Genomic DNA, 20,824 nt, shown 5'->3' on the forward strand with positions numbered 1-20,824 from the left:
AATTATTAGATATATCATTAATATACACGAATATAATATCCTGTAAATATACAGGGGTGAGTTGTAGTTGAATGGGTATTTTTATTGTGTGAATTTTCAAAAAAACTAATCGTAATTTACAAAAAAACAGATTCCAATCAGTCATCAATCCTTTTCTATTTTCAAGTTAAACTCCACGTAAATAAGCTGCTTCAACTTCATCAGGCAGTTTATGTGTAAGGACATGTTCGCAGAATTCGCGAGAGTAATTTATTTTGTCAGTTGACCAATCGCGGAAAGTAGAGCGAAAACCATATGTAGTAATCCCTCTATTTTGTTTAGGGTCCATATAGCCTATTCGTCTGAGAATTATATTATTCAATTTGATTTTTTGGATAGAACTGAATTTAAGAATATAGAATCAGATTTTATAACTTGAATAATAAGAGATTATTTAATAATCTAAGGCTAGAAAAGAATAATCATAAGGACAATTAAAAGGATGACACCATATAAAATTGCGATTGACGCCTTTATACGATCTATAGATATTAATAAAAAAAGGCCGATTTGCTTATTATTAGGTGCTGGAGCATCAATATCTTCTGGTATGCCATCCGCAGAGCGTTGTATCTGGGAGTGGAAGCGTGAAATATTTATAACTAAAAATCCACTTCTAAGGGATGAACCGTACCGGGTTTGTCGGAGAGTCAATATTCTGAGAGACTATCCCGATGACAAAATTAAAATATGCCCCTGAAATCAGAGAAAGAGCGGTTCAATTATTGATTGAATCTGAAAAAGATTATCCATCGAATTGGGCTGCGATCACCGCTATTGCTCCCAAGATAGGTTGTACTCCTGAAACACTACGTGTTTGGTATCAAAAATATTTAGATAAACTAAATCCAGTTAAAGTACAGCAGCTTTCAGACCAAGAACGTATCAAACAACTCGAACGCGAAAATAAAGAACTGCAACGCGCCAATGAGATTCTACGTAAAGCAGCCGCTTTTTTCGCCCAGGCGGAACTCGACCGCCCACACAAATAATGGTGGATTTTATCCATAATAATAAAGAGCTGTACGGAGTCGAGGCGATTTGTAGAATTTTACCGATCGCACCCTCAACCTATTACCGGACTCTAGATCTCTGCGAAAACCCAGAACATCGAGCAAAGCGAGATCTACATGACTTGCATCATGCTGAACAAATTAAACGAATTTGGAAGGAAAGTTCAGGTCGATATGGTGTACGTAAAGTTTGGCAAAAACTGAAACGTGAAGGCTATATTATTGCACGCTGTACAGTTGCTCGATTGATGCAAAAGCTAGGTATACAAGGTGTTTGGCGAGGTAAGAATAAACAAACTACCCATAGCCGAGATGATCAAAAACGAGCAGATGACTTGGTGAAACGCAATTTTAGTGCTGATCACCCTGACCAGCTGTGGGTCGCTGACTTTACGTATATTCAAACAAATTCAGGCTGGGTCTATACCGCCTTTATTATTGATGTGTTCTCGCGAGCAATTGTTGGATGGAAAGTATCAACACGGATGAATACAGACATGGTGCTCGATGCACTGGAGCAAGCATTGCATGATCGAGGCATGCCAAAGAACGTGATTCATCATAGTGACAGAGGTGTGCAATATCTTTCCATTCGTTATACCAATCGTTTAGAAGCAGCAAATTTACGAGCATCAGTCGGTACGACCGGTGATTCATACGATAATGCTTTGGCTGAAACAGTGAATGGCTTATACAAAACAGAGGTGATTGAATATTTAAAAGCAGATTGGCAAGGTTTAGCGGATGTACAACTTGCGACATTAAATTGGGTAGATTGGTTCAATAAAGAGCGTGTACATAGTGCACTAGGTTATGTGCCACCTTTTGATTTTGAAGCAATGTACTATGATAAAATTAATCCGTTAGGTCAGGTGGCCTAACTTAAATAAAAAAGTCTCCGACAAACCCGGTACGGTTCAGGAAACAGTTGGAGAGTTATCTCTACAAGGTACAAAAGATCGAATTCAAAAATGGTTGGATCAAAGAGGAGAATATCCCATTTTGAATAGTCCAGAAGAATACTCTTTTTATGCAAAAGAATGCTATATCACAGAACAGGATAGAAGAAGTTTCTTTCAGCAATATGTTGAGATGGCTAAGCCGCATATCGGGTATAAATTATTACCACTGCTTGCTCAAGCAAAAATAATAAAAACTGTGTGGACTACAAACTTTGATGGTTTGGTTGCTCGGGCTTGTCATTCGAATGATGTTGTATGTATTGAAATTGGGCTGGATAATACCCAACGTATTACCAGACAACATAGTGAGGGCGAGATAAGGGTAGTTTCATTGCATGGAGATTATCGTTACGATGAGCTTAAAAATACAGATGAACAATTAAGACATCAGGAAGAAAATTTAAAAAATAATATTGAACATGAGTTACAGGACTATGATCTTGTAGTTATTGGTTATAGCGGTCGAGATAAATCTTTAATGACAGTTTTAGAAAATATTTTTTCTAAAACGGTTAAATCAAGATTATTTTGGTGTGGGTATGGTGAAACAATAAGCCAGTCAGTGATGGAGCTATTGGAACTAGCAAGAAAAAACAATAGGGATGCTTTTTATGTCTCAACAGAGGGATTTGATGACACCGTAGAGCAAATTTCTAGAAAATTATTGAATGACAACATGTTGAGTAAAGCATTGTCAATGCTACAGGAAATTCCTTGTATTGCTAAGAAGCCAGCTAAATTTACAGCTCCAGAAAATGATATTTCTTCACTTATTAAAAGTAATGCTTACCCTTTTGTTAAACTTCCTAGCCAGTTTCTTAAAGTTACATTGAAATATCCTGAAGGGAGCTTAAATTATATTGATTGGCTTAATAGTAAAGTGGACTTTAAAGAAGTAGTACTTTCAAAAATAGGAAAGGAAATTATAGCTTTCGCGGATGTTGATAAACTTAGGAAATATTTAGGAGAGTTCTATCTAAGTACGCCAACGGTAGTAAATTTTTCAAAAACTGATGTATTGAACGATACAAGGATTCAGTCTCTCATTAGACGTGGGTTAATCCAAAGTATTGTCAAAAATTTAGAGTTCAGTTCAGATCAAAATAAACGGATATGGAATCCAGATGTAAGTTCTATCGAATTTCACAATGGGAAAAAATATAAGATAATAGATGCTTTGATTCTAAATTTAAATTTTATTAAAGATGATATTTATTTAACATTTAAACCTGATTTGCTTGTATTAAATTTAGATGAATCTTTGCCTGATCATGATGTTGTAAAAACTATAAAGAATAAAAAATTCGGTTATCAACATAATAAAGAATATAGTCAGATATTAGAAAAGTGGGCAGATATCATTACAAAAAAAGACCTTATAGTCAGTGGTGGCGGTATATTTAATTTAGGTAAAAAGCCACTTTATGCTGGTTTAGTTAATTATGCTACACGAAAGCTTCCTACTGATTTCAATAAGCATGCAACTCAAAAAGGCTTGATCATTCAGGATGCAAAATTAATTTTTGGTTCAAATTCTATATCTAATGAAATATCTCATATTAACCCTTTAAAAGGATTAGTTGAAAATCGCCCTTGGGATTATAAAAATACCAGTTCTGGTTTATGCCCTGAAATTTGTATCAATGTAATAAGTACACGTCAGGATGCAGGGATTGTAAATAATCTTTTACGGGGAATTCATGAAAAGTCATTACCAGAAAAATCAGAACAAGATTATTTACATCCATTTCATGGATTTACAAATGCATTTGGCGTACCGATAACCTTTCCTAAAATAGGTGAAAATACATGGCGATTTGTAGATGAAGCTCTTTCAGCACAAAAAGCTATTGATAATGCAAAAAGTTTAGCAAATAGAATTTGTTATGAGCTCGATGCTTTGAAAAAATTAGAATTGCGTACGGGTACAGTTGTAATTATTTATATTCCTAAAAGATGGGAATTATTAACTTCAATAAAATCAGAACATGAATACTTTGATTTACATGATTATATTAAAGCATATGCCGCTCAGCAGGGAATAAGTACCCAATTTGTAAGAGAGAAAACGGTTAATAGTTCCCAAAGTTGTAGAGTGAAGTGGTGGTTATCATTAGCATTTTATGTCAAAGCTATGCGGACACCTTGGCGATTGGAATCTATAGATAATCAGACAGCTTTTGTGGGGATAGGCTACAGTATCAATAGGAACACGTATCCTGAAAACTCTAAAAGGATTGTTCTAGGTTGTAGTCATATTTATAGTGCTAGGGGGGAAGGCATGCAATTTCAACTTGGTCGGATAGAGAACCCTATAATTCACCATCATAATCCTTATATGTCTGAAGAAGATGCAAGGAGAACAGGTGAGAAAATTAGACAAATGTTTTTTGATGCAAAAATGCAATTACCACGACGTGTTGTGATACATAAGAGGACAGCATTCACAGCAGAAGAACAGCGTGGGTTTATACAAGGATTAGAAGGCGTGGAAGATATAGAATTGATCGAAATTAACTTTGAGGATTCTTTTCGATATTTGTCATCTAAATTGGTTAATAATAAACTAGAAATAGATGGTTTCCCTATTGCTAGAGGCACGGTAATTGTCCAAAGTTCTGATACAGCATTATTATGGGTGCATGGAGCTACGCCAAGTGCTCAAAATCCAAGTTTTAAATATTTCCAAGGAAAAAGAAGAATCCCAGTTCCATTAGTTATTAAACGTTATGTTGGGCAATCAGATATTAGCCAGTTAGCGAATGAAATTTTAGGTTTATCTAAAATGAATTGGAATACTTTTGATTATTATTCTAGATTACCTGTTACTTTGGAATCGGCAAATGACATTGCTAGAATAGGAGTTTATTTTAATAACTTTAGCCCTATGTCGTATGACTATCGGCTTTTAATTTAGTAATCAGTTATAGGAAACATGATTTAAATATGTCTCAAGATAGAGAAAATTTAGCCAAAGAAAAATTAATTGAGATGTTAGGTGATCTCTTCTATATTCAAGAAGAAGTTGCAGGGAGATGGGTTATTGATGACTCTCCTTTAAGATTGGATTTGCTACTCCGCCCAAATGAAAAAGCAAAATCGATGGGATTTGATGTAGACGCTATAGGTATTGAGATTAAAGATCCTCAAAGTAAGGAGAGTGTAAAAAAGTTATTAAACTGTGTGATGCAAGCATATACATATAGCTTTTGTGAGTTTGATGGGGTGCGTCCAGCGTTTATTTTGATTTATCCTGATATTGAGAAATTTTTTGACTACGATTGGCATAATAAATACAACTCTGAATTTACGGAAGAGCCTACCAAACGTGAAAAAAATTTATTACGAAGATTGATGCAAAGAGCAAATGTTGGTGAACTCATAATTCAGCAGAGGGACTCAAAAAATTACGTTTTTAAATTTCATGGTGGCCCATACTTTTCCTCTACAAAAGGTCGTTCAAAGATAAAAGGTATCGGTCTAAATCGTTTTATTGGATCACAGAAAATTAGAAGTCAGGAATAGGTATAAAAAATAGTAACTAAATTTTGCGTAAAATATTTTTGTCTAGTTTCGTTTTTAACGAATGCAGTCTAATAAAACTGTGTACTACAGAATTTAGCCCAATCAGCCATTAAAGATTTACGTTTTTCAAGATAAGCTCCACGTAAATAAGCAGCTTCAACTTCATCTGGCAATTTATGGGCAAGCACGTGCTCACAGACTTCACGAGGATTATCTGTTTTATCGGCTGACCAGTCACAAAAAGTGGACCGAAAACCGTAGGTAGTGATTACTTGATTTTGTTTTGGATCAATATGGCCTAAGCTATTTTCTTTGATTTTTTATTTATGCATTGGTTTGATCAATTTTATTAAATATGTTTCAGACAGTATTTTCAGTCAAATATAGAAAGTATATGGAAGCTGATTGAACTATTTTAGCAAGTAAATGGAAAAGTAGTTAAATGTCATCTTGCTTAAATATAGGTAGTGTATGGTTCAGCCATCTTTAGATGGGTTGATGCAATGCTCGGTTCTCTTGAAAAATTCCAATTAAAAACAATCCGTGTGGCATGTATAAGTTTCAGTGCTTTATTGCTTACAGCTTGTCAAAGTACTGCGCTAATGCGAACTCAATCGACCCATACAGCACAACAGTTCCAACAACAAAAAGTCCAACAACCGAAACGTGTGGTGTTTTTCTTGGGTGATGGTATGGGCATGACCACACTTACCGCTTCACGTATTTATGCTGTCGGTGAAGATGGTCAGTTAGCAATTGATCGGTTACCTGAGTCTGCCTTTGTTCGTACCTTTTCTGAAGATGCGCAAGTCACTGACAGTGCACCTTCGATGGGTGCATACATGACCGGTGTGAAGATGAAAAATGAGGTGATCTCGATGCAGACAGGCACGATTGCAGTTGAACCTGATTCAGTAGGGAATAACCAGTGCGGGACTAACCCACAAAATAAAAATAAGCAAAACACACAAACTTTACTTGAATTAGCCAAAGCGAAGGGTTGGGGGACAGGGATTGTAACCACGACGCGTATCACGCATGCCACGCCAGCATCGACTTATGCGCATATTTGCCACCGTGATGCGGAAAATGACATTGCATCACAGCTGGTGCCGAGTTCAAAAGGGGATATCTATCAGCATTATAACCAAAAACTCAAAGATGGAGTGGATGTGGTTTTAGGTGGCGGCAAGCGTCAATTTTTGCCTAAAGATGCAGGTGGAGAACGTACTGATGGGCGCAATCTAATTACCGAGATGCAAAAGGCAGGCTACCGCGTGGTTTTTGATGAAAACCAACTGTCCCAAGTGCAACTGGCGAAAAATGAAAAATTATTGGGTTTATTTAATCACAGCCATTTAAATTACGACTTGGATCGCACCAAGAAAAACTTGGCAGAGCCGAGTCTCAAGCAAATGACGCTGTCTGCTTTAGACATCCTGACGCAAAATAAAAAAGGTTTTTTCCTGATGGTGGAGGGCGGGCGTATAGATCATGCGCTGCATGACACCAATGCCAAACGTGCTTTACAAGACACGATTGCCTTAAATGATGCTTTAGAAGCAACCATTCAAAAGCTTAAACAAAGTGATCCTGAACTTAAAAATACACTGATTGTAATCACAGCCGACCATGATCACACCTTGGTTTTAAATGGTTATGCCAAGCGTACAGGAAAATACGTCGAAGGTAAGGAAACCAGTGTGCTTGGATTGGTAAAAAACTATGATCAAGCGGGCTTTGCTCAAGATATTCATGGTCAACCTTATCCGATTATCGGTTTTGGTACGGGCAAAAAACGCCCCACTCAAAACCGTATGGATGACTTGGTACTGAACTTAAAAGACACTGATGTCTGTCATCCTGTACAAGGGCCAAAGGCACCACAAGGTGAAAAATATAGTTTCACCTATCCTTTGGCTGAAACGGGTTGGTGTACGGGCACTGCTGCGGATGATTTCCAACAAGAAGCTGTGATTCAAACGGGCTATAAAGATAAAGAAACGCATGGCGGTGCAGATGTGTTTTTAGGTGCGATTGGTCAGGGAGCCGATCAGTTCTCAGGTAGCCTTGAAAATATTGAGGTCAATCACCTCATTCGTAAGATCACAGGCTTATAGCAGAGGGATATCACATGAAACATACTTTAAAAACCATCCCATACATGATGCTTCTGCTTACAGCGTCGATTTCTTCAAGTGCTTTGTATGCTGCGGACACCACAGTTACACCGACGAAAAGCGTTATATTCTTTTTAGGCGATGGCATGGGACCAACCACAGTGACAGCAAGTCGTATTTATGCTGTGGGGGAAAATGGTAAACTGGCCATGGACCGCATGAAGCACGCAGCACGGATTAAAACCTATTCTGAGGATGGTCAAACCACAGATAGCGCTCCCTCTATGGGCGCCTATATGACTGGGCAGAAAAATAAAAATGAAGTGATTGCCATGACAACAGGAACGGTTGCGGTCGAACCTGAAGAAGGAAAATTGCCGAATGGCAAAAGCTTAGCGAAAGCCATCAATCGTTGTCCAGAACAGGGCAGTAGTATGGTCGCAGGGATGCCTGCGTTAAGTATTTTAGAACTGGCAAAAAAGCAGGGTAAAGCGGTTGGCGTAGTGACGACGACCGAACTCACCCATGCCACACCTGCGGCAACCTATGCACATATCTGTCACCGTGATGCGCAATACGATATCGCGCTTCAAGCTGTTCCAAAAGGTAAAGCTTATAATCCAAACTTATTGGATGGCATTAATGTCCTTATGGGAGGCGGCTTAAATCATTGGACGCCTTATGATGCAGTCTCTAACCCCAAAGGGCGCTTGGATGGTCGTGATTTATTGGCAGAGTTTAAACAGCAGGGTTATCAAACCGTTTTAAGCCAAAGTGATTTGGCACAGACGGTCAATACTCAGAAAATTTTCGGCGTATTCTCCACACAGTCGCATTTAAATTTTGATTTGGACCGACTCAAGAAGAATATAGAGACTGAACCGAGTCTGGCGGCGATGACCAGTAAAGCGATTGATGCACTGCAAGCACAGAGTCATGGACAAGGCTATTTCTTGATGGTTGAGGGTGGGCGTATTGACCATGCGCTACATGCCAATAATGCCAAACGGGCATTGCAGGAAACCAAGGCATTTAATGATGCAATTCAAACTGCACTGGATAAAGTGGATTTGAGCAATACCTTGATTGTAGTGACGGCAGACCATGACCATGTGATGACCTTTAATGGTTATGCCGCACGAACGGGTCAAACGACGGAAACTAATCCAGGTATTTTGGGGCTGAGCTATGACTATAATATTGCAAAAGAGCAAAATGCTTACAGCAAAGTGCTGGCTGATGGCCAAGTACATAATCCATACCGCGATGTAAATGGGGCAACAGGAACGACGCTTGTTTTTGGAAATGGTACGGGTAAACGTTTAGATATTCGTGACAGTATTAGCAACGAGCAAGCCTTTGCTGACGACTATAAACAAGAAGTCGGGGTACAACTGACGAAAAGCGAAACACATGGCGGCGGAGATGTGATGCTGTTTGCTGAAGGAAAGAATTCAAATCTATTCAAAGGCACACAAGAAAATACATGGGTATTTGAGCAATTGAAAAAGGCGTTTGGATTCTAATGGATACAAGATTTATACGGCCGTTCAAATTCAAAATGAAATTCTTAGCATTGTCTTTCAGTTTGCTCAGTCCATGGGTATGGTCGGCCGATGAATATCGTATTGATTATCAGATTGAACGGTTGGATGCCAATGGGGTCACGACCATTCAAAAATACAGTGAGAAAATAATTCGAGATGAGCAAAATATTTGGATTGAACGTTTAAACACACAAACGCATGCTGACGAAGCCCAGACACATAGCAACGCTCATGTGTCTGCCAAAACAGACACCCATGAGCATGTGAGTTTTGACAGTGCAATTCAGTGGATGCAGCGCAAAGATGTAGTCGGGCAAGCAAACGTAGAAAGTCCGTTTCAGCGTTTTTATATTTTGCCAGATGAAAAAATGCGGGTGCAATTGCAGGATGTCGATCAAGAAATGCTAGGGATGAAAAACTGTTGGCGCTGTGAATATAGTTTGATTCATCCTGACATTTTAAAGCGAGCACAATTGATTCAACGTGATCCGAAGTTAGCGCATTATCAAATACGCAGTGCTGGGCAAACGTTGAATATTATATGGAGTGAACAGGATCAACTGGTTCAAAAATATGAATTGCTCAAACCGACCTCAGGCTATGCCAAAACCTTTACCGTGCGCAAAATTGGCCAACATGTTGCTACACCTTGGACACAAACAGAAAAATACAGCGAACGTGACTATGCGGACTTTAGTGATTAGCCGATGAGTTTTTGACTTTTAATTTCGACGTTACAATAGAAATACCCGTGATTTTTTTGGGAAAAATAAGCGCTTAGGACTGTGCCGCTTGTACGGTTAAACCACTCCACCGCTTAAACGCACGTCGAAAATTAGTGGCATCGTTAATTTGTAAATACTGAGAAATCTGTTCAGTTTTAAAACCATGTACACGATATAAAATGATGGCAGTATGCAAACGACTTTGATCGAGTTGCGCCTGAAAATGGGTCTGATGCTTTTTCAGTTTACGTTTTAAGGTGGCAGAACTCATTTGAAAATAGTCAGCGGTTTGTTCAAGTTGAATATTATTTTGAATATTCTGCATTAAATATTGGTGCAAACTGAGCAAAAAACTCTGTTGAATATTTTGAGCTGTCATTTCTTTCAGTGCATGTTGATAACTGATTGCAGCTAAGGTCGAAGAGGCATTGGGAAGTTTTTCATGGACCAAGTCACGAGGTAGGCTCATCATGTTGATCGGGCGATTAAACTCTAAAGCACTGCCTAAATGCGTCCAATATTGTTCAATATAATCCGGTTCAGAAAAATTAAATTCGAATTTCCACGCTAACTTGGTTTGATACAGTTGACGGCTAAACGCTTGTATTGCACTCATTGCACTTTCGATTAAAAAGCGATTTTCAAGCTTGTTTTCATCTAACCAATAAATATGAATATGGCTTTGACTATACATGAGTCGAGGGCATAACCATGGTGAAACGGACGCGGAAAATTCTAAATAACGGCTAAGCGCCTCATCGAAGGTCGATGCATAAAGCATGGATTTAATGGCGTCATTAAAGGGAGTGGTTAAACTGCGCTGACCAAATAAGAAACTGATGTCCTGATTGCGAAAACACTGTTCAGCATTTTTTAAAACCTGTTGTAACTGTTGTTGACTAATTAGTTTTTGCCCTGAAAAAATATCTTCTAAGAAAATACTACTGCCACTGAGCAGGACGTGATGTTCGACTTCATGACTCGCTGCCAAATCAATTAAAATAGACAATTGATGATGCGCAGGAATGTAGTTGTAGTCGCATTCAAAGCTCATACCATGACTCGCTTCGGCGAATAGTACTGCTTCACTTGGAGCAATTGCTGATTTAAGGCACTCAAGAGTTGTTGGGCAGTTTGGTATTGTCCGACAGCGCAGCAGGTCGTGAGTGCATTTAGAGGAATGTGCATAGACTGATCACGTTGATAATATGCACTGACCATAAGCATGCGTTCAAGTTGAGCAGCCATTTTTTCAGCCTGTTGTAGCTTAGTCTCTGGTAACAGCATAATAAAACGATCTCCTGCGAAGCGGCAGAGCAGGTCATGTGGTCGTAAGTTTAAGCTAATCAATTGTGAAACATGCTGTAAAATAGATGTGCCTTCATCAAAGCCATGTGTTTGATTAATCTGATTAAAATTATGCATATCTAACAATATGACGGACATATCGCTGGGTTCATGCAAGTTTTGCTCAATTGCAGCTTTGAGCTGTGTTTTAAAATAATGAGCATCGGCCAAAGGGGTGAGTCCATCGAATAAGCGATGATCCCGATAAATACGTTCTCGTTTTTGCATGTGTTTAGAAATCGCCAGTTCTTCTTGATGCCAAAAATAAATCCCGATGGTAAATAGGCACAGTCCAATTGGAAAAGGAATGGACTCAAGCCATGCATCCCATATGATTTCTTTAGGCAGACGAATAAATTCATCTAAACTGTCCATCCACATATGGAAAAAAATAAAGCACAGTCCATAAAAGATATAATTAGTTACACGACCCAAAGGACGGCTTTTAATAATAAAGAAAATCCAGATGCCAATAAAAACAGTTGCCCCTCCTTCACCTAAAATATCGACCCAGTTCCATTCAGCGAATGATTTGACCTGACCAAGCAGAATAAATAGCCATAGAGATAAACTACAGGCAATCGCTATACAACATAGAGGCCAGCGGTAGTAAGCAAAGTATTTAGGCATAGCATTTGGGAAATGATTTATTTTCGCCCAAGCTAAACAGATTCAGATGACAGTTTCATGGCAAGGGCTGGAGTCAAAACAGATCAGACTATTTTTAATTCTGGTCGAGAGAAATACTGAAAAACCCTGCCTTTAAGGTGAATATGCATCATTCTGTCAGCTAAAAAAATTCTCTGTGCAGATCAAATCAGCTCATTAATTCAAAAGAAAGCCTCGAAAACCTGCAAATTGAAGGGTTTAAATTTTGACTGTCACATCATGTTCACATTCAGTTTTTATTGTGCCTCCAAACCATGCCACTTTGGCTTGAGGGGATACACAAAATGAAAAATGCGAATAACCGTTCAGTGAGAAATAAACGTGCGGCTTTCCAGCTCAGCACACTGGTCCTGTCAATGCTCAGCATGACTCAACTGTATGCTGACGATAATGCAGTGGAATATGTACAGGTCATTGGTCAAGCCGCAAGTATGGATAAAGCACTCAAAGAACAGAAACGTGCTGACCAGATCAGTAGTGTGGTACATGCTGATGGCATAGGACAGTTACCCGATGACAATGCAGCAGAAGCTCTGCAACGGATACCAGGGGTTTCTACAGAGCGTGATCAGGGTGAAGGACGTTTTGTTTCAGTTCGTGGTTTAGGGGCAGACCTGAATGCAGTGACCATCAATGGTACTTTGGTTCCTGCGCCTGAAAGTGACCGCCGTGGCGTGGCACTGGATGTTTTGCCCTCAGAGCTGGTGCAGTCTTTGGCTGTGGTGAAAACACTGACACCTGATATGGATGCCAATTCATTGGGTGGTACGGTTCAGGTCGAAAGTTTATCGGCCTTTGACCATGACGGTTTGTTTTATACAGGAACGGTTGAAGGTGGTTATGATGAAAAACGGGAAAAATATAGCCCGAAAGCATCTGGTGCCATCAGTAACCGTTTCAGTGTCGGTGAGGGAAAAGATAATCTTGGGGTAGCACTGGCACTCAGTTATCAAAACCGAAAATTTGGCTCAGACAATGTCGAGACAGGTGGTGCCTGGGATGGCGATGCACTTGAAGAAACTGCAATGCGTCAGTATGACATTGAGCGTGAACGTATCGGTGCGGGTTTAAACTTTGACTACCGCCCGAATGACACAGGCGAATACTATTTAAGAACTCTATACAGTCGTTTTAAAGATACCGAATCGCGTCAGGAAGTGTCTGCTGAATTTGCCGATCCACAACTTGCAGGGCAACAGGGTGATGCCGAAGCCGCTCGTGCTTTAAAAAGCCGTGTCGAAACGCAGGAAATACAGTCTTTTGTTCTAGGCGGCAAACAAGGTTTTGGCACATGGACGGTAGAAGGTCAGCTTGGTTATAGCGAAGCATCGGAAGAAAATCCAGGTGGTATTTCTGGAGCAAAATATAAAGGTGAGTTCAGCAATGTCGGTTTTAACAGTACCCAAAAACCTGTTATTTCCGCGGATCAGGATTTTTATGATGCTGCCAACTATGAGCTGGATTCGGTGTCATGGGAAAAGTCTAAAACCACCGATAAAGAATACAACGGTAAATTAGACTTTTTAAAAGACTATATGCTGGGAAATTATGCTGCTGCATTGAAGTTCGGTGGCAAGATCAGTCAGCGTGAAAAAACCAGTAATACTGATGAGTGGGAGTATGAAGATCTAAGTACATCCGGTTCAGACTTTAATCACAACAGTCATTATGAACTGGGTCAGTTTGGTCCCACGATCAATGAAAATGCCATCAAAGACAAAATCAGCGGATTAAATCCAAACGACTATGTTGTTGCAGACGGCTCAATCATTAACGATTTTAAGTCGAATGAAGACATTCAGGCAGCTTATGTCATGAATACGGTTGATTTTGATCAACTGCGTGTAATTGCGGGTCTGCGTTATGAAAACACCAGTTTTGAAGCACGTGGGTTTGAGTTTAATGATGATGTGATTACTGCAACCAGATATGAAAATGACTATGATCACTGGTTGCCAAGCTTACATTTGCGCTATCAGCTGGCAGATAACGCTTATCTTCGTGCGGCATGGACGAACAGTGTCGTGCGACCAAATTTCGCACAAAGTGCGCCAGGTGTTTATATAGATGGTGATGAAGCAGAATTTGGTAATCCAATGCTGAAGCCACTTGAGTCTTCCAATTTTGACTTAGGGGTAGAAAAGTATTTTGGCAAAGCCAGCATGGTGAGCTTCTATGCATTCTATAAAGATATTGATCACTTTATTTACAGTACCAATATTGCAGGTACGGGGCAGTGGGCTGACTTTGATGAGGCAATTACCTATAAAAATGGTAATCAAGCCAAACTGTATGGAATGGAGTTTGCTTACTCGCAAAAGTTCGAGCATTTAAGTGCGCCATGGAATGGTCTTCTGTTAGGTTTCAATACCACATTCAGCAAGTCAGAAGCAGATATTGATTCAATGAAAGATGGTGAGTTGTTGAGCCGTCGTATTCATATGCCAAATCAATCAGATATTGTGGGCAATGCCATGATTGGCTGGGAAAATGAACGCTTTGGTGTCCGTCTTTCAGCAAACTATAAATCAAATTATTTATATGAACTGGGTGACATTGATACACCTGAAAAAGACATCTATACCGATGATCAGGTATTCCTCGATTTGAGTAGCTATGTGAATTTATCGAAAAACTTACAGCTTAAGTTTGATGTGCAAAATATCACGGATGAACACTATTACAACTATGCGGGTTCTAAAGCTCATAACTCGCAATATGAAGAATATGGTCCAGCCTACAAACTGGCACTGACTTATACCCACTTTTAAACCGAATTAAATTTCAGTACTCAGGTTTTCTCTCCAGCAGAAAGCCTTGAGGATTTTTTTGCCAGATTTTGAGTATTTCTATGAATGTTTCATTGTTTAAACTGTCTATTTTAAGCAGTTGTTTGCTGCTGTTGACTGCATGTAGTCAACATAACATGCCTCAAGCTACACAGGGCAGTCATCCGCTCACATCCGCGGAAGTGCAGATTGACCTGCCGAGCGAACCTAAGCTGCAATTGCGTGAATTCGAAACGGATGAGGCGAAAACTGAGGATGTGCAATGGTTGAGCTTGAGTGAATGGCCTGAAGTCTCAGTTTTACTGAGTAGTAAGAACAAAGGACTACAGTTTTTAGATAGTGAACAGGCTGTACTTCATCAGATTCAGGGTCAGTTTGGACGCTTTGATTATCGGATCGGTTCGGAGCATTTATTGATTGCTGCATCGGATTTGCAACAACAGCAAATTCAACTGATGAGCATGAATTTAAAAAATAAAGCATGGGATAAACCAGGATTCATTCCAAAACGCTCATTTAAGTCTGAGGATGTCTGTCTGTATACCGATGTTCAAGGGCTGAGTTTTGCTTTTTTAGTGGGTGAGGAAGGCATTGGAGAACAGTGGCTTGTGGCAAAGCAGGAAAAAGTTCTGACTCAACCACAGTTGGTACGCCGTCTCAGTTTTCCACCTGCCAGTACTGTGTGCAAAGTGAATGATGCCACTGCGGAACTGTTCATTAATGAAGAGAATACAGGCGTCTGGGCATATCCAGCACATTCTGAAGCTGACATGGTGCGTCAGGCGGTGGATCTTGTGCAACCTTTTGGTTCGATTCAGGGTTCACCGTCTGCAATTGCAATCACAGATAATCAGATTGCAGTACTGGATGCAGAAAAACCTTTGCTTTACCGTTATCAAAAGCAGGATCAGCACTGGAAAGCTTTAACTCCTTTACAACTGGATCATTTAAAAGAAGCAGAGACGCTCAGTATCCGAGGTGATTTTAGCAATAAATCCCTGCTGATTTTAGATGATAAAACTGTAAAAGTGACAGAGGCAGAGTGGGAAACACAGGCAAATACGAAGTCTAAAAATATCATCACCATTCCTGCAGAAGTGCAGACAGAAGGTGTGCCGAGTACAGGTGACGCAGCTGATGATCCAGCGATCTGGCATAACGCAGCACAGCCGAGTCAATCGCGCATTTTAGCCACAGATAAACAAGGTGGCTTACAGGTAAATGATTTAGAAGGTAAAACTGTTCAATATTTGCCAGTAGGGCGCTTGAATAATGTTGATGTACGCCACGGTTTTAAATGGGGCAATCAAACCGTCGATCTGGCGGTGGCATCAAACCGAGATCATAACAGCCTGCATGTTTTTGCGATTCAACCGAAAACGGGCAAGGTGTCTGTGCTTGGCGAGCTTCCAACCACTTTGGAAGATATCTATGGCATTTGCATGTACCGTGATACTCAGGGTGAAATCTATGCAATTCCAAACGATAAAAACGGGACTTTCATTCAGTACCATATTACGGCAACACAACAAAAATTAAGTGCTGAAGAAGTGCAACGCTTTTCAGTGAAAACCCAACCGGAAGGCTGTGTTGTAGATGATGCTACAGGACGCATTTTCTTGGGTGAAGAAGATGTCGCGGTGTGGGTAAAAGATCTCAATCCAAAAACTCAGCTTCCTATGCAGCAGGTGATTGGTGTCGGAGACGTGATGCATGATGACATTGAAGGCATGGGGCTTTATCACGGCAAAAAACAAAGTTATCTGGTGGTTTCAAGCCAGGGCAATGACAGTTTTGTGGTGATGGATGCTGATGCGCCGTATACGGTTCGTGGTGTATTTCGTATTGGGATTAATACCGATAAAGGCATTGACGCTGTGTCTGAAACAGATGGACTGGATGTAAGTTCATTGAATTTTGGTGGCAAATGGAAGCAAGGCATATTAGTGGTACAGGATGGACGTAAACGCATGCCTGAAACCAATCAGAACTTCAAATATGTGCCGTGGGACAAAATCGCTCAAGCCCTGAACCTGGACTGAATAACGCTTCAGTACCTAGTTGAGTACATGGGCTGCTAAAAAATCTCAGCCCATTTTAAAAATATATGTGCTGCACAATGCAGTAAAAAAATTGGAGTGCGTTATGCAAGCAACAATGGATCAAATGTCAGTCTGGATGCTGATCAGTCATGCCAGTGTATTGGTTAAAGTGGTGATGTTGATTTTGGTTTTATCCTCAGTCGTAAGCTGGTATCTGATCGTGCGTCACGGCATGTTACTTCGTGGACAGGAACAGCTTTGGAACCGCTTTTTAAAGAATTTTAGACAGCAAAAAGATCTTAATCTTTTACATCAGGATTACCAGCAGCCTGAACAGCAAAAAGGTGTTGTCAGCATTTTTCATCATGGTCTGGATGAGTACAACCAATTGATCAAAGATGAACAACTCACCACAAGTGACGTGATTGATGGCGTAGAACGACGCTTACTCAGCAGCATCAGTGAAGAAGAAGAAAAGCTTCAGCAGAATCTGACCTTTCTCGCAACAGTGGGTTCAGTCAGCCCTTATATTGGTCTGTTTGGGACAGTCTGGGGCATTATGAATGCTTTCATTGGACTGTCTGGTGTTGAACAGGCGACTTTAAATACAGTTGCACCAGGGATTGCAGAAGCGCTGATTGCAACAGCCATTGGTTTATTTGCCGCTATTCCTGCGGTGGTGGCGTATAACCGTTTTTCGGCACGTGCTGATAAGCTTTCCAGCCGTTATTATGGTTTTGCCAATGAATTGCAGACACGTATTTATCGCTTGCTGGGGCACACTGAGCGCACTTCGCGTTAAGGAGCAAAAGCCATGATTAAGCGTCCTCAAAAATTAAAACTCAATGCTGAAATGAATGTCGTTCCTTATATAGATGTCATGTTGGTGCTGTTGGTGATTTTTATGGTGACTGCGCCAATGCTGACACAAGGTATTCAGATTGACTTACCCAAAGTCGATGCCAGTGTCATGCCTGCGTCACAACAGCAGCGTATCGTGACATTATCGATTCAGGCCAATGGTCAGTATTACTGGAATATTGGTACAGAAGTGAACACGGGAAAAGTCACTGATCAAGCCATTGATTTAGCTGGTATGCAACAAAAGCTGATTCCGATGATTCAAAAAGATAAAAGCCTGCAGTTTTATATACGTGCTGATCAGGATGCTGATTATCAACTGGTTGCTCAGGCGATTGCATCCTTGCAAAAAAGTGGTGTAACGAACTTGGGACTGGTGACAGAGGAACCACAATCATGATGGCAACCATTTCCAGAATCAGGTTCCGTGATCAGGGTCTGGCACTTTCGGTCACAGCTGGATTGCATATTGCGTTAATTGCATGGTTATGTACGGTTGAGATGCATGAAACATTGGCGGAACCCAAGCCGAAAACCATTCAATTGCAATTTGTGCAAATACCACCTCCTGCCAAACAACAACCTGAACCTAAAAAGCCTGAACCGATAGTCGAAGAAAAAGTTGTAAATAAGCCTGTCCCCAAAAAACAGAAAGAAATGCCTGCCGAAGCCCAGCAGAAAACCAGCAAAAAGTTTGTAGAGTCGCAGAGTAATAAGACTGCAACTACAGTAAAAAAACAATCACAGCAAGTTGTGACGGAAGAGCAAAGTACAACGACAGAAACAAAGAAAGTTGTTGAGAGCCAGGCGAAGACAGAAACCTTAACTCAGACGAAGACCCCGAAAACAGTAGAACCTAAAGCACAAACTCAGCCTGAATCATTTGATATTAAAAATTATCAACCTGTTTCAAAAATTGCACCTGCATATCCTGAATCGGCACTGGATCGTAAGCTGGAGGGGGATTGTACAGTGGTGTACAGCGTGAATGAAAAAGGGCGGGTAGAAAATCCAAAGGCACAAGGTGACTGTCATCCGATGTTTGTACGACCTTCGATTCAGGCTGCGCTCGCTTTTAAATATCAGCCTCGTTTAGTCGATGGCAAACCGATCAGCGTATCGAATGTTAAAAATACCTTCCAATATCGTATTGAAAGTTAATTTTATTGAATGAATATTCAGGGGGCATTGATATTTTAAGCATAGAATTTACCCGTGAAAATGAGTCAAATAAAAATGTTACTAATGCAACAACCCCCTTTATAACTATATTTTAGCTTATCATATCTAGTAGCAATTCCTCTGAATTGCTTCAACCCACAAAATGCATTTTTAACTAAGTGTCTGATTTTTTATAAATGCCAAACTATATGTTTATTATGTGATTTCCTTGGAATATTAGCTTTTGTTTCTAAAACAGATGGGGTGAAATAAGAACTAAAGTTTGGATACGGGGCAAACGTCTGTCAGGTTACTCCGTCCAAAAATTATCATCCCCTTTAGGCCCAAAATAATTCTTTATCATCTCTTTTGTACTATACCCAAGGTAACACAAAAATAACCTCTTGCCCAAAATGACGGCCCCCAATTTCATTTCTTAAAATCTAAAAAACGCTCAAACAATTTCTGTATATTTATCCTTATATTTATCGTCTGTAGATATAGTCTTTTAGAAGACTTCATGTCCCATATGCTTAGTACAATTAAATTTAATGGCCCTTAAAAGCATAAAAAACTAAAAACCCCTCCCCATATGGGGATATGTGCAAGCTACACAATTTCGATAATATAAGCAAATAACTTTGCAATTTTGTGGGGAAATGCAAATGTTGGCAGAACATGAGAATAAAATCATCGGCATGATTTACGATGCCGCGCTTAATCCGATGTTGTGGCAAGATGTCTTGTCTGAAATTGCAGATTTTACAAAAAGTACGACGGCTATATTTACTGCAACGGATCAGCTCAGTCCAAATTATGACTTTGTATTTACACATAATATTCCTGCTGAAAGTATTCATGCGTATCAGGATGAGCAAGTTAAAGTATTGGATATGCGTTTACATACACCATATTGGACGGAAAAAGCGTTAGGGGATACTGTGCTGAATTCCTTTGCCCATTATGCGAATATGCCAGAGGGGACAGATGAATTTCTTTTCTATCAGAAATGCGCCAAACCGACCAATATCAGTCACTTTGCAGCAGTGCTATTAGAGCATAGCGTATACAGTTGGGCTGTATTGGCTGTACATCGTGCGCCACATTTAAAAGAATATAGTGAAACAGAAGACCTGATTCTTAAGAGATTAGGTATCCACATGCGACGTGCATTGCAGATTTATCGTCAAATGACGTTTTTGAAAGATGATCGAGATAATATTTACCATGTCTTAGATCATTTTAAAGTAGGCGTGATTCTGCTAAATCAAGATTATGGTCTAAGTTATAGTAATGCCATTGCTCGAAAAATTTTGGAACGTTCAAGCTTATTACAGCTTGATCAAAAGAATCATTTAAAAACGTGCTTAGAATTTCAACAAAAATTGGCTGATTTGATTCGTAGTTCATTATTCGAAATAGGCGATGTAACTCATGAGTCTGGTGGTGTTTTGGCACTTTATGATCATAATAATACAGCGTCATTAATGTTGAGCATATTGCCATTCTCGGAAATAAATATCAGTCATCATCCTAAAAAAGTGATTATTTTTATAACACAAACAGATCAACCACAATGTTTGGCAGAAGATTATTTACAACAAAAATATAAATTGGCGAAAAGGGAAATAGAAGTCTGCAATTTATTTGTCAATGGTATGGATCTTGAGCAAATCAGTCTTCAAATGAATATTACCTATGGCACGGTTAGAATGTATATTAAAAATATTTTCGCCAAAACAGCATGTAGTTCTCAGACTGAACTGATGCAGTTGCTCATGGGACTTACACTTGATTTTGAGCATATTTAACCTTTTCTCATTTTATTATTTTCCTTAAAGCTTTGATATTAAGCGCAGTATGTATTCATGTGGGGGAAATGCTGAATAGCATACTGCTTAACTAAAAGAATTTAGTCTTAAGTACTGTAGCAATGTTTTTTTATGCATGACATTCCCATTTGGGAGTGTCTGAGAATTTGCATGGTGAATATACTTGTGATATTCCGCAACACTACAAAAATC

The 20,824-nt window shown here is 39.6% G+C and carries 14 protein-coding genes, 4 pseudogenes and 1 other annotated feature; of the genes and pseudogenes, 12 read left to right on the top strand and 6 right to left on the bottom strand.

The window, feature by feature from the left end:
- Positions 1 to 166: 166 nt before the first annotated feature.
- A pseudogene (locus BEN71_RS19525) lies at positions 167 to 379 on the bottom strand (hypothetical protein); the annotation flags it as partial.
- A 334-nt stretch (positions 380 to 713) separates the two neighbouring features.
- Here BEN71_RS19525 and BEN71_RS05885 point away from each other — a divergent pair.
- The 3 genes from BEN71_RS05885 (at position 714) to BEN71_RS05895 (ending at position 5,539) form a co-directional block, all read left to right on the top strand.
- Positions 714 to 1,933 (top strand): IS3 family transposase gene (locus BEN71_RS05885; RefSeq protein WP_100249712.1). Its coding sequence is split into 2 segments (ribosomal slippage): positions 714 to 990 and positions 990 to 1,933, totalling 1,221 coding nucleotides; the frame shifts between segments, so codons are not numbered across the junction.
- Positions 989 to 1,105: a sequence feature (AL1L pseudoknot), on the top strand. Its footprint overlaps the gene before it by 117 nt.
- A gap of 121 nt (positions 1,934 to 2,054) precedes the next feature.
- Entirely contained in the window at positions 2,055 to 4,931 is a 2,877-nt protein-coding gene (locus BEN71_RS05890; RefSeq protein ID WP_227542658.1) for an SIR2 family protein, read from the top strand.
- A gap of 29 nt (positions 4,932 to 4,960) precedes the next feature.
- Positions 4,961 to 5,539: a hypothetical protein gene (locus tag BEN71_RS05895; RefSeq protein ID WP_068974790.1), complete on the top strand. Its 579-nt coding sequence runs from the start codon at positions 4,961 to 4,963 to the stop codon at positions 5,537 to 5,539.
- A 68-nt stretch (positions 5,540 to 5,607) separates the two neighbouring features.
- On the opposite strand, the pseudogene BEN71_RS05900 reads toward BEN71_RS05895, so the two are convergent.
- Positions 5,608 to 5,892 (bottom strand): annotated as a pseudogene (locus BEN71_RS05900) (tyrosine-type recombinase/integrase); the annotation flags it as partial.
- A gap of 150 nt (positions 5,893 to 6,042) precedes the next feature.
- Here BEN71_RS05900 and BEN71_RS05905 point away from each other — a divergent pair.
- From BEN71_RS05905 to BEN71_RS05915, 3 genes are read left to right on the top strand one after another with little or no spacing between them, the layout of a single operon-like run.
- Positions 6,043 to 7,659: an alkaline phosphatase gene (locus tag BEN71_RS05905; protein ID WP_068974788.1), complete on the top strand. Its 1,617-nt coding sequence runs from the start codon at positions 6,043 to 6,045 to the stop codon at positions 7,657 to 7,659.
- Between the two features lie 14 nt (positions 7,660 to 7,673).
- Entirely contained in the window at positions 7,674 to 9,185 is a 1,512-nt protein-coding gene (locus BEN71_RS05910; protein ID WP_049590879.1) for an alkaline phosphatase, read from the top strand.
- A gap of 35 nt (positions 9,186 to 9,220) precedes the next feature.
- Positions 9,221 to 9,910, top strand: coding sequence for a hypothetical protein (locus BEN71_RS05915; RefSeq protein ID WP_227542659.1), 690 nt, complete (start codon positions 9,221 to 9,223; stop codon positions 9,908 to 9,910).
- A gap of 73 nt (positions 9,911 to 9,983) precedes the next feature.
- On the opposite strand, the gene BEN71_RS05920 is transcribed toward BEN71_RS05915, so the two are convergent.
- Positions 9,984 to 10,985, bottom strand: a complete 1,002-nt coding sequence (locus BEN71_RS05920) for a helix-turn-helix transcriptional regulator (protein ID WP_068974786.1) — start codon at positions 10,983 to 10,985, stop codon at positions 9,984 to 9,986.
- Positions 10,982 to 11,908 carry a diguanylate cyclase domain-containing protein gene (locus BEN71_RS05925; RefSeq protein ID WP_068974785.1) on the bottom strand — a complete coding sequence of 309 codons (927 nt, stop codon included), beginning with the start codon at positions 11,906 to 11,908 and terminating at the stop codon, positions 10,982 to 10,984. The genes BEN71_RS05920 and BEN71_RS05925 overlap by 4 nt, the downstream gene beginning before the upstream one ends.
- A gap of 323 nt (positions 11,909 to 12,231) precedes the next feature.
- On the opposite strand from BEN71_RS05925, the gene BEN71_RS05930 reads away from it, so the two are divergent.
- From BEN71_RS05930 to BEN71_RS05950, 5 genes are all read left to right on the top strand, one after another.
- Positions 12,232 to 14,718 carry a TonB-dependent receptor gene (locus tag BEN71_RS05930; RefSeq protein ID WP_068974784.1) on the top strand — a complete coding sequence of 829 codons (2,487 nt, stop codon included), beginning with the start codon at positions 12,232 to 12,234 and terminating at the stop codon, positions 14,716 to 14,718.
- Between the two features lie 80 nt (positions 14,719 to 14,798).
- On the top strand, positions 14,799 to 16,778 hold the full coding sequence (locus BEN71_RS05935) for a phytase (protein WP_068974783.1): 1,980 nt from the start codon (positions 14,799 to 14,801) through the stop codon (positions 16,776 to 16,778).
- A gap of 103 nt (positions 16,779 to 16,881) precedes the next feature.
- Positions 16,882 to 17,580 carry a protein TolQ gene (tolQ, locus tag BEN71_RS05940; RefSeq protein ID WP_068974782.1) on the top strand — a complete coding sequence of 233 codons (699 nt, stop codon included), beginning with the start codon at positions 16,882 to 16,884 and terminating at the stop codon, positions 17,578 to 17,580.
- A gap of 12 nt (positions 17,581 to 17,592) precedes the next feature.
- The gene (gene tolR, locus BEN71_RS05945) at positions 17,593 to 18,039 is read left to right on the top strand and encodes a protein TolR (RefSeq protein WP_068974781.1); all 447 of its coding nucleotides are present in this window, start codon (positions 17,593 to 17,595) and stop codon (positions 18,037 to 18,039) included.
- A complete protein-coding gene (locus tag BEN71_RS05950; protein ID WP_171404987.1) occupies positions 18,036 to 18,800 on the top strand; it encodes an energy transducer TonB in 765 nt (254 codons plus the stop codon). The genes tolR and BEN71_RS05950 overlap by 4 nt, the downstream gene beginning before the upstream one ends.
- A gap of 65 nt (positions 18,801 to 18,865) precedes the next feature.
- On the opposite strand, the pseudogene BEN71_RS05955 reads toward BEN71_RS05950, so the two are convergent.
- A pseudogene (locus BEN71_RS05955) lies at positions 18,866 to 19,048 on the bottom strand (IS5/IS1182 family transposase); the annotation flags it as partial.
- A 62-nt stretch (positions 19,049 to 19,110) separates the two neighbouring features.
- Positions 19,111 to 19,265 (bottom strand): annotated as a pseudogene (locus BEN71_RS19530) (transposase); the annotation flags it as partial.
- Positions 19,266 to 19,465: 200 nt separating this feature from the next.
- Here BEN71_RS19530 and BEN71_RS05960 point away from each other — a divergent pair.
- Positions 19,466 to 20,611 (top strand): helix-turn-helix transcriptional regulator, encoded by a 1,146-nt coding sequence (locus tag BEN71_RS05960; RefSeq protein WP_068974780.1) that lies wholly within the window; start codon positions 19,466 to 19,468, stop codon positions 20,609 to 20,611.
- Positions 20,612 to 20,824: the final 213 nt, after the last annotated feature.

Source organism: Acinetobacter wuhouensis, assembly GCF_001696605.3.
Lineage (GTDB): Bacteria > Pseudomonadota > Gammaproteobacteria > Pseudomonadales > Moraxellaceae > Acinetobacter > Acinetobacter wuhouensis.

What these genes read in the sequence shown, in the direction of transcription:
- BEN71_RS05895 (WP_068974790.1), top strand. Translation starts at nt 4,961, where the DNA reads ATGTCTCAAGATAGAGAAAATTTAGCCAAAGAAAAATTAATTGAGATG.
- BEN71_RS05925 (WP_068974785.1), bottom strand. Translation starts at nt 11,908, where the DNA reads ATGCCTAAATACTTTGCTTACTACCGCTGGCCTCTATGTTGTATAGCG.
- BEN71_RS05910 (WP_049590879.1), top strand. Translation starts at nt 7,674, where the DNA reads ATGAAACATACTTTAAAAACCATCCCATACATGATGCTTCTGCTTACA.
- BEN71_RS05915 (WP_227542659.1), top strand. Translation starts at nt 9,221, where the DNA reads ATGAAATTCTTAGCATTGTCTTTCAGTTTGCTCAGTCCATGGGTATGG.
- BEN71_RS05920 (WP_068974786.1), bottom strand. Translation starts at nt 10,985, where the DNA reads ATGAGCTTTGAATGCGACTACAACTACATTCCTGCGCATCATCAATTG.
- BEN71_RS05960 (WP_068974780.1), top strand. Translation starts at nt 19,466, where the DNA reads ATGTTGGCAGAACATGAGAATAAAATCATCGGCATGATTTACGATGCC.
- tolQ (WP_068974782.1), top strand. Translation starts at nt 16,882, where the DNA reads ATGCAAGCAACAATGGATCAAATGTCAGTCTGGATGCTGATCAGTCAT.
- BEN71_RS05950 (WP_171404987.1), top strand. Translation starts at nt 18,036, where the DNA reads ATGATGGCAACCATTTCCAGAATCAGGTTCCGTGATCAGGGTCTGGCA.
- BEN71_RS05935 (WP_068974783.1), top strand. Translation starts at nt 14,799, where the DNA reads ATGAATGTTTCATTGTTTAAACTGTCTATTTTAAGCAGTTGTTTGCTG.
- BEN71_RS05905 (WP_068974788.1), top strand. Translation starts at nt 6,043, where the DNA reads ATGCTCGGTTCTCTTGAAAAATTCCAATTAAAAACAATCCGTGTGGCA.
- BEN71_RS05930 (WP_068974784.1), top strand. Translation starts at nt 12,232, where the DNA reads ATGAAAAATGCGAATAACCGTTCAGTGAGAAATAAACGTGCGGCTTTC.
- tolR (WP_068974781.1), top strand. Translation starts at nt 17,593, where the DNA reads ATGATTAAGCGTCCTCAAAAATTAAAACTCAATGCTGAAATGAATGTC.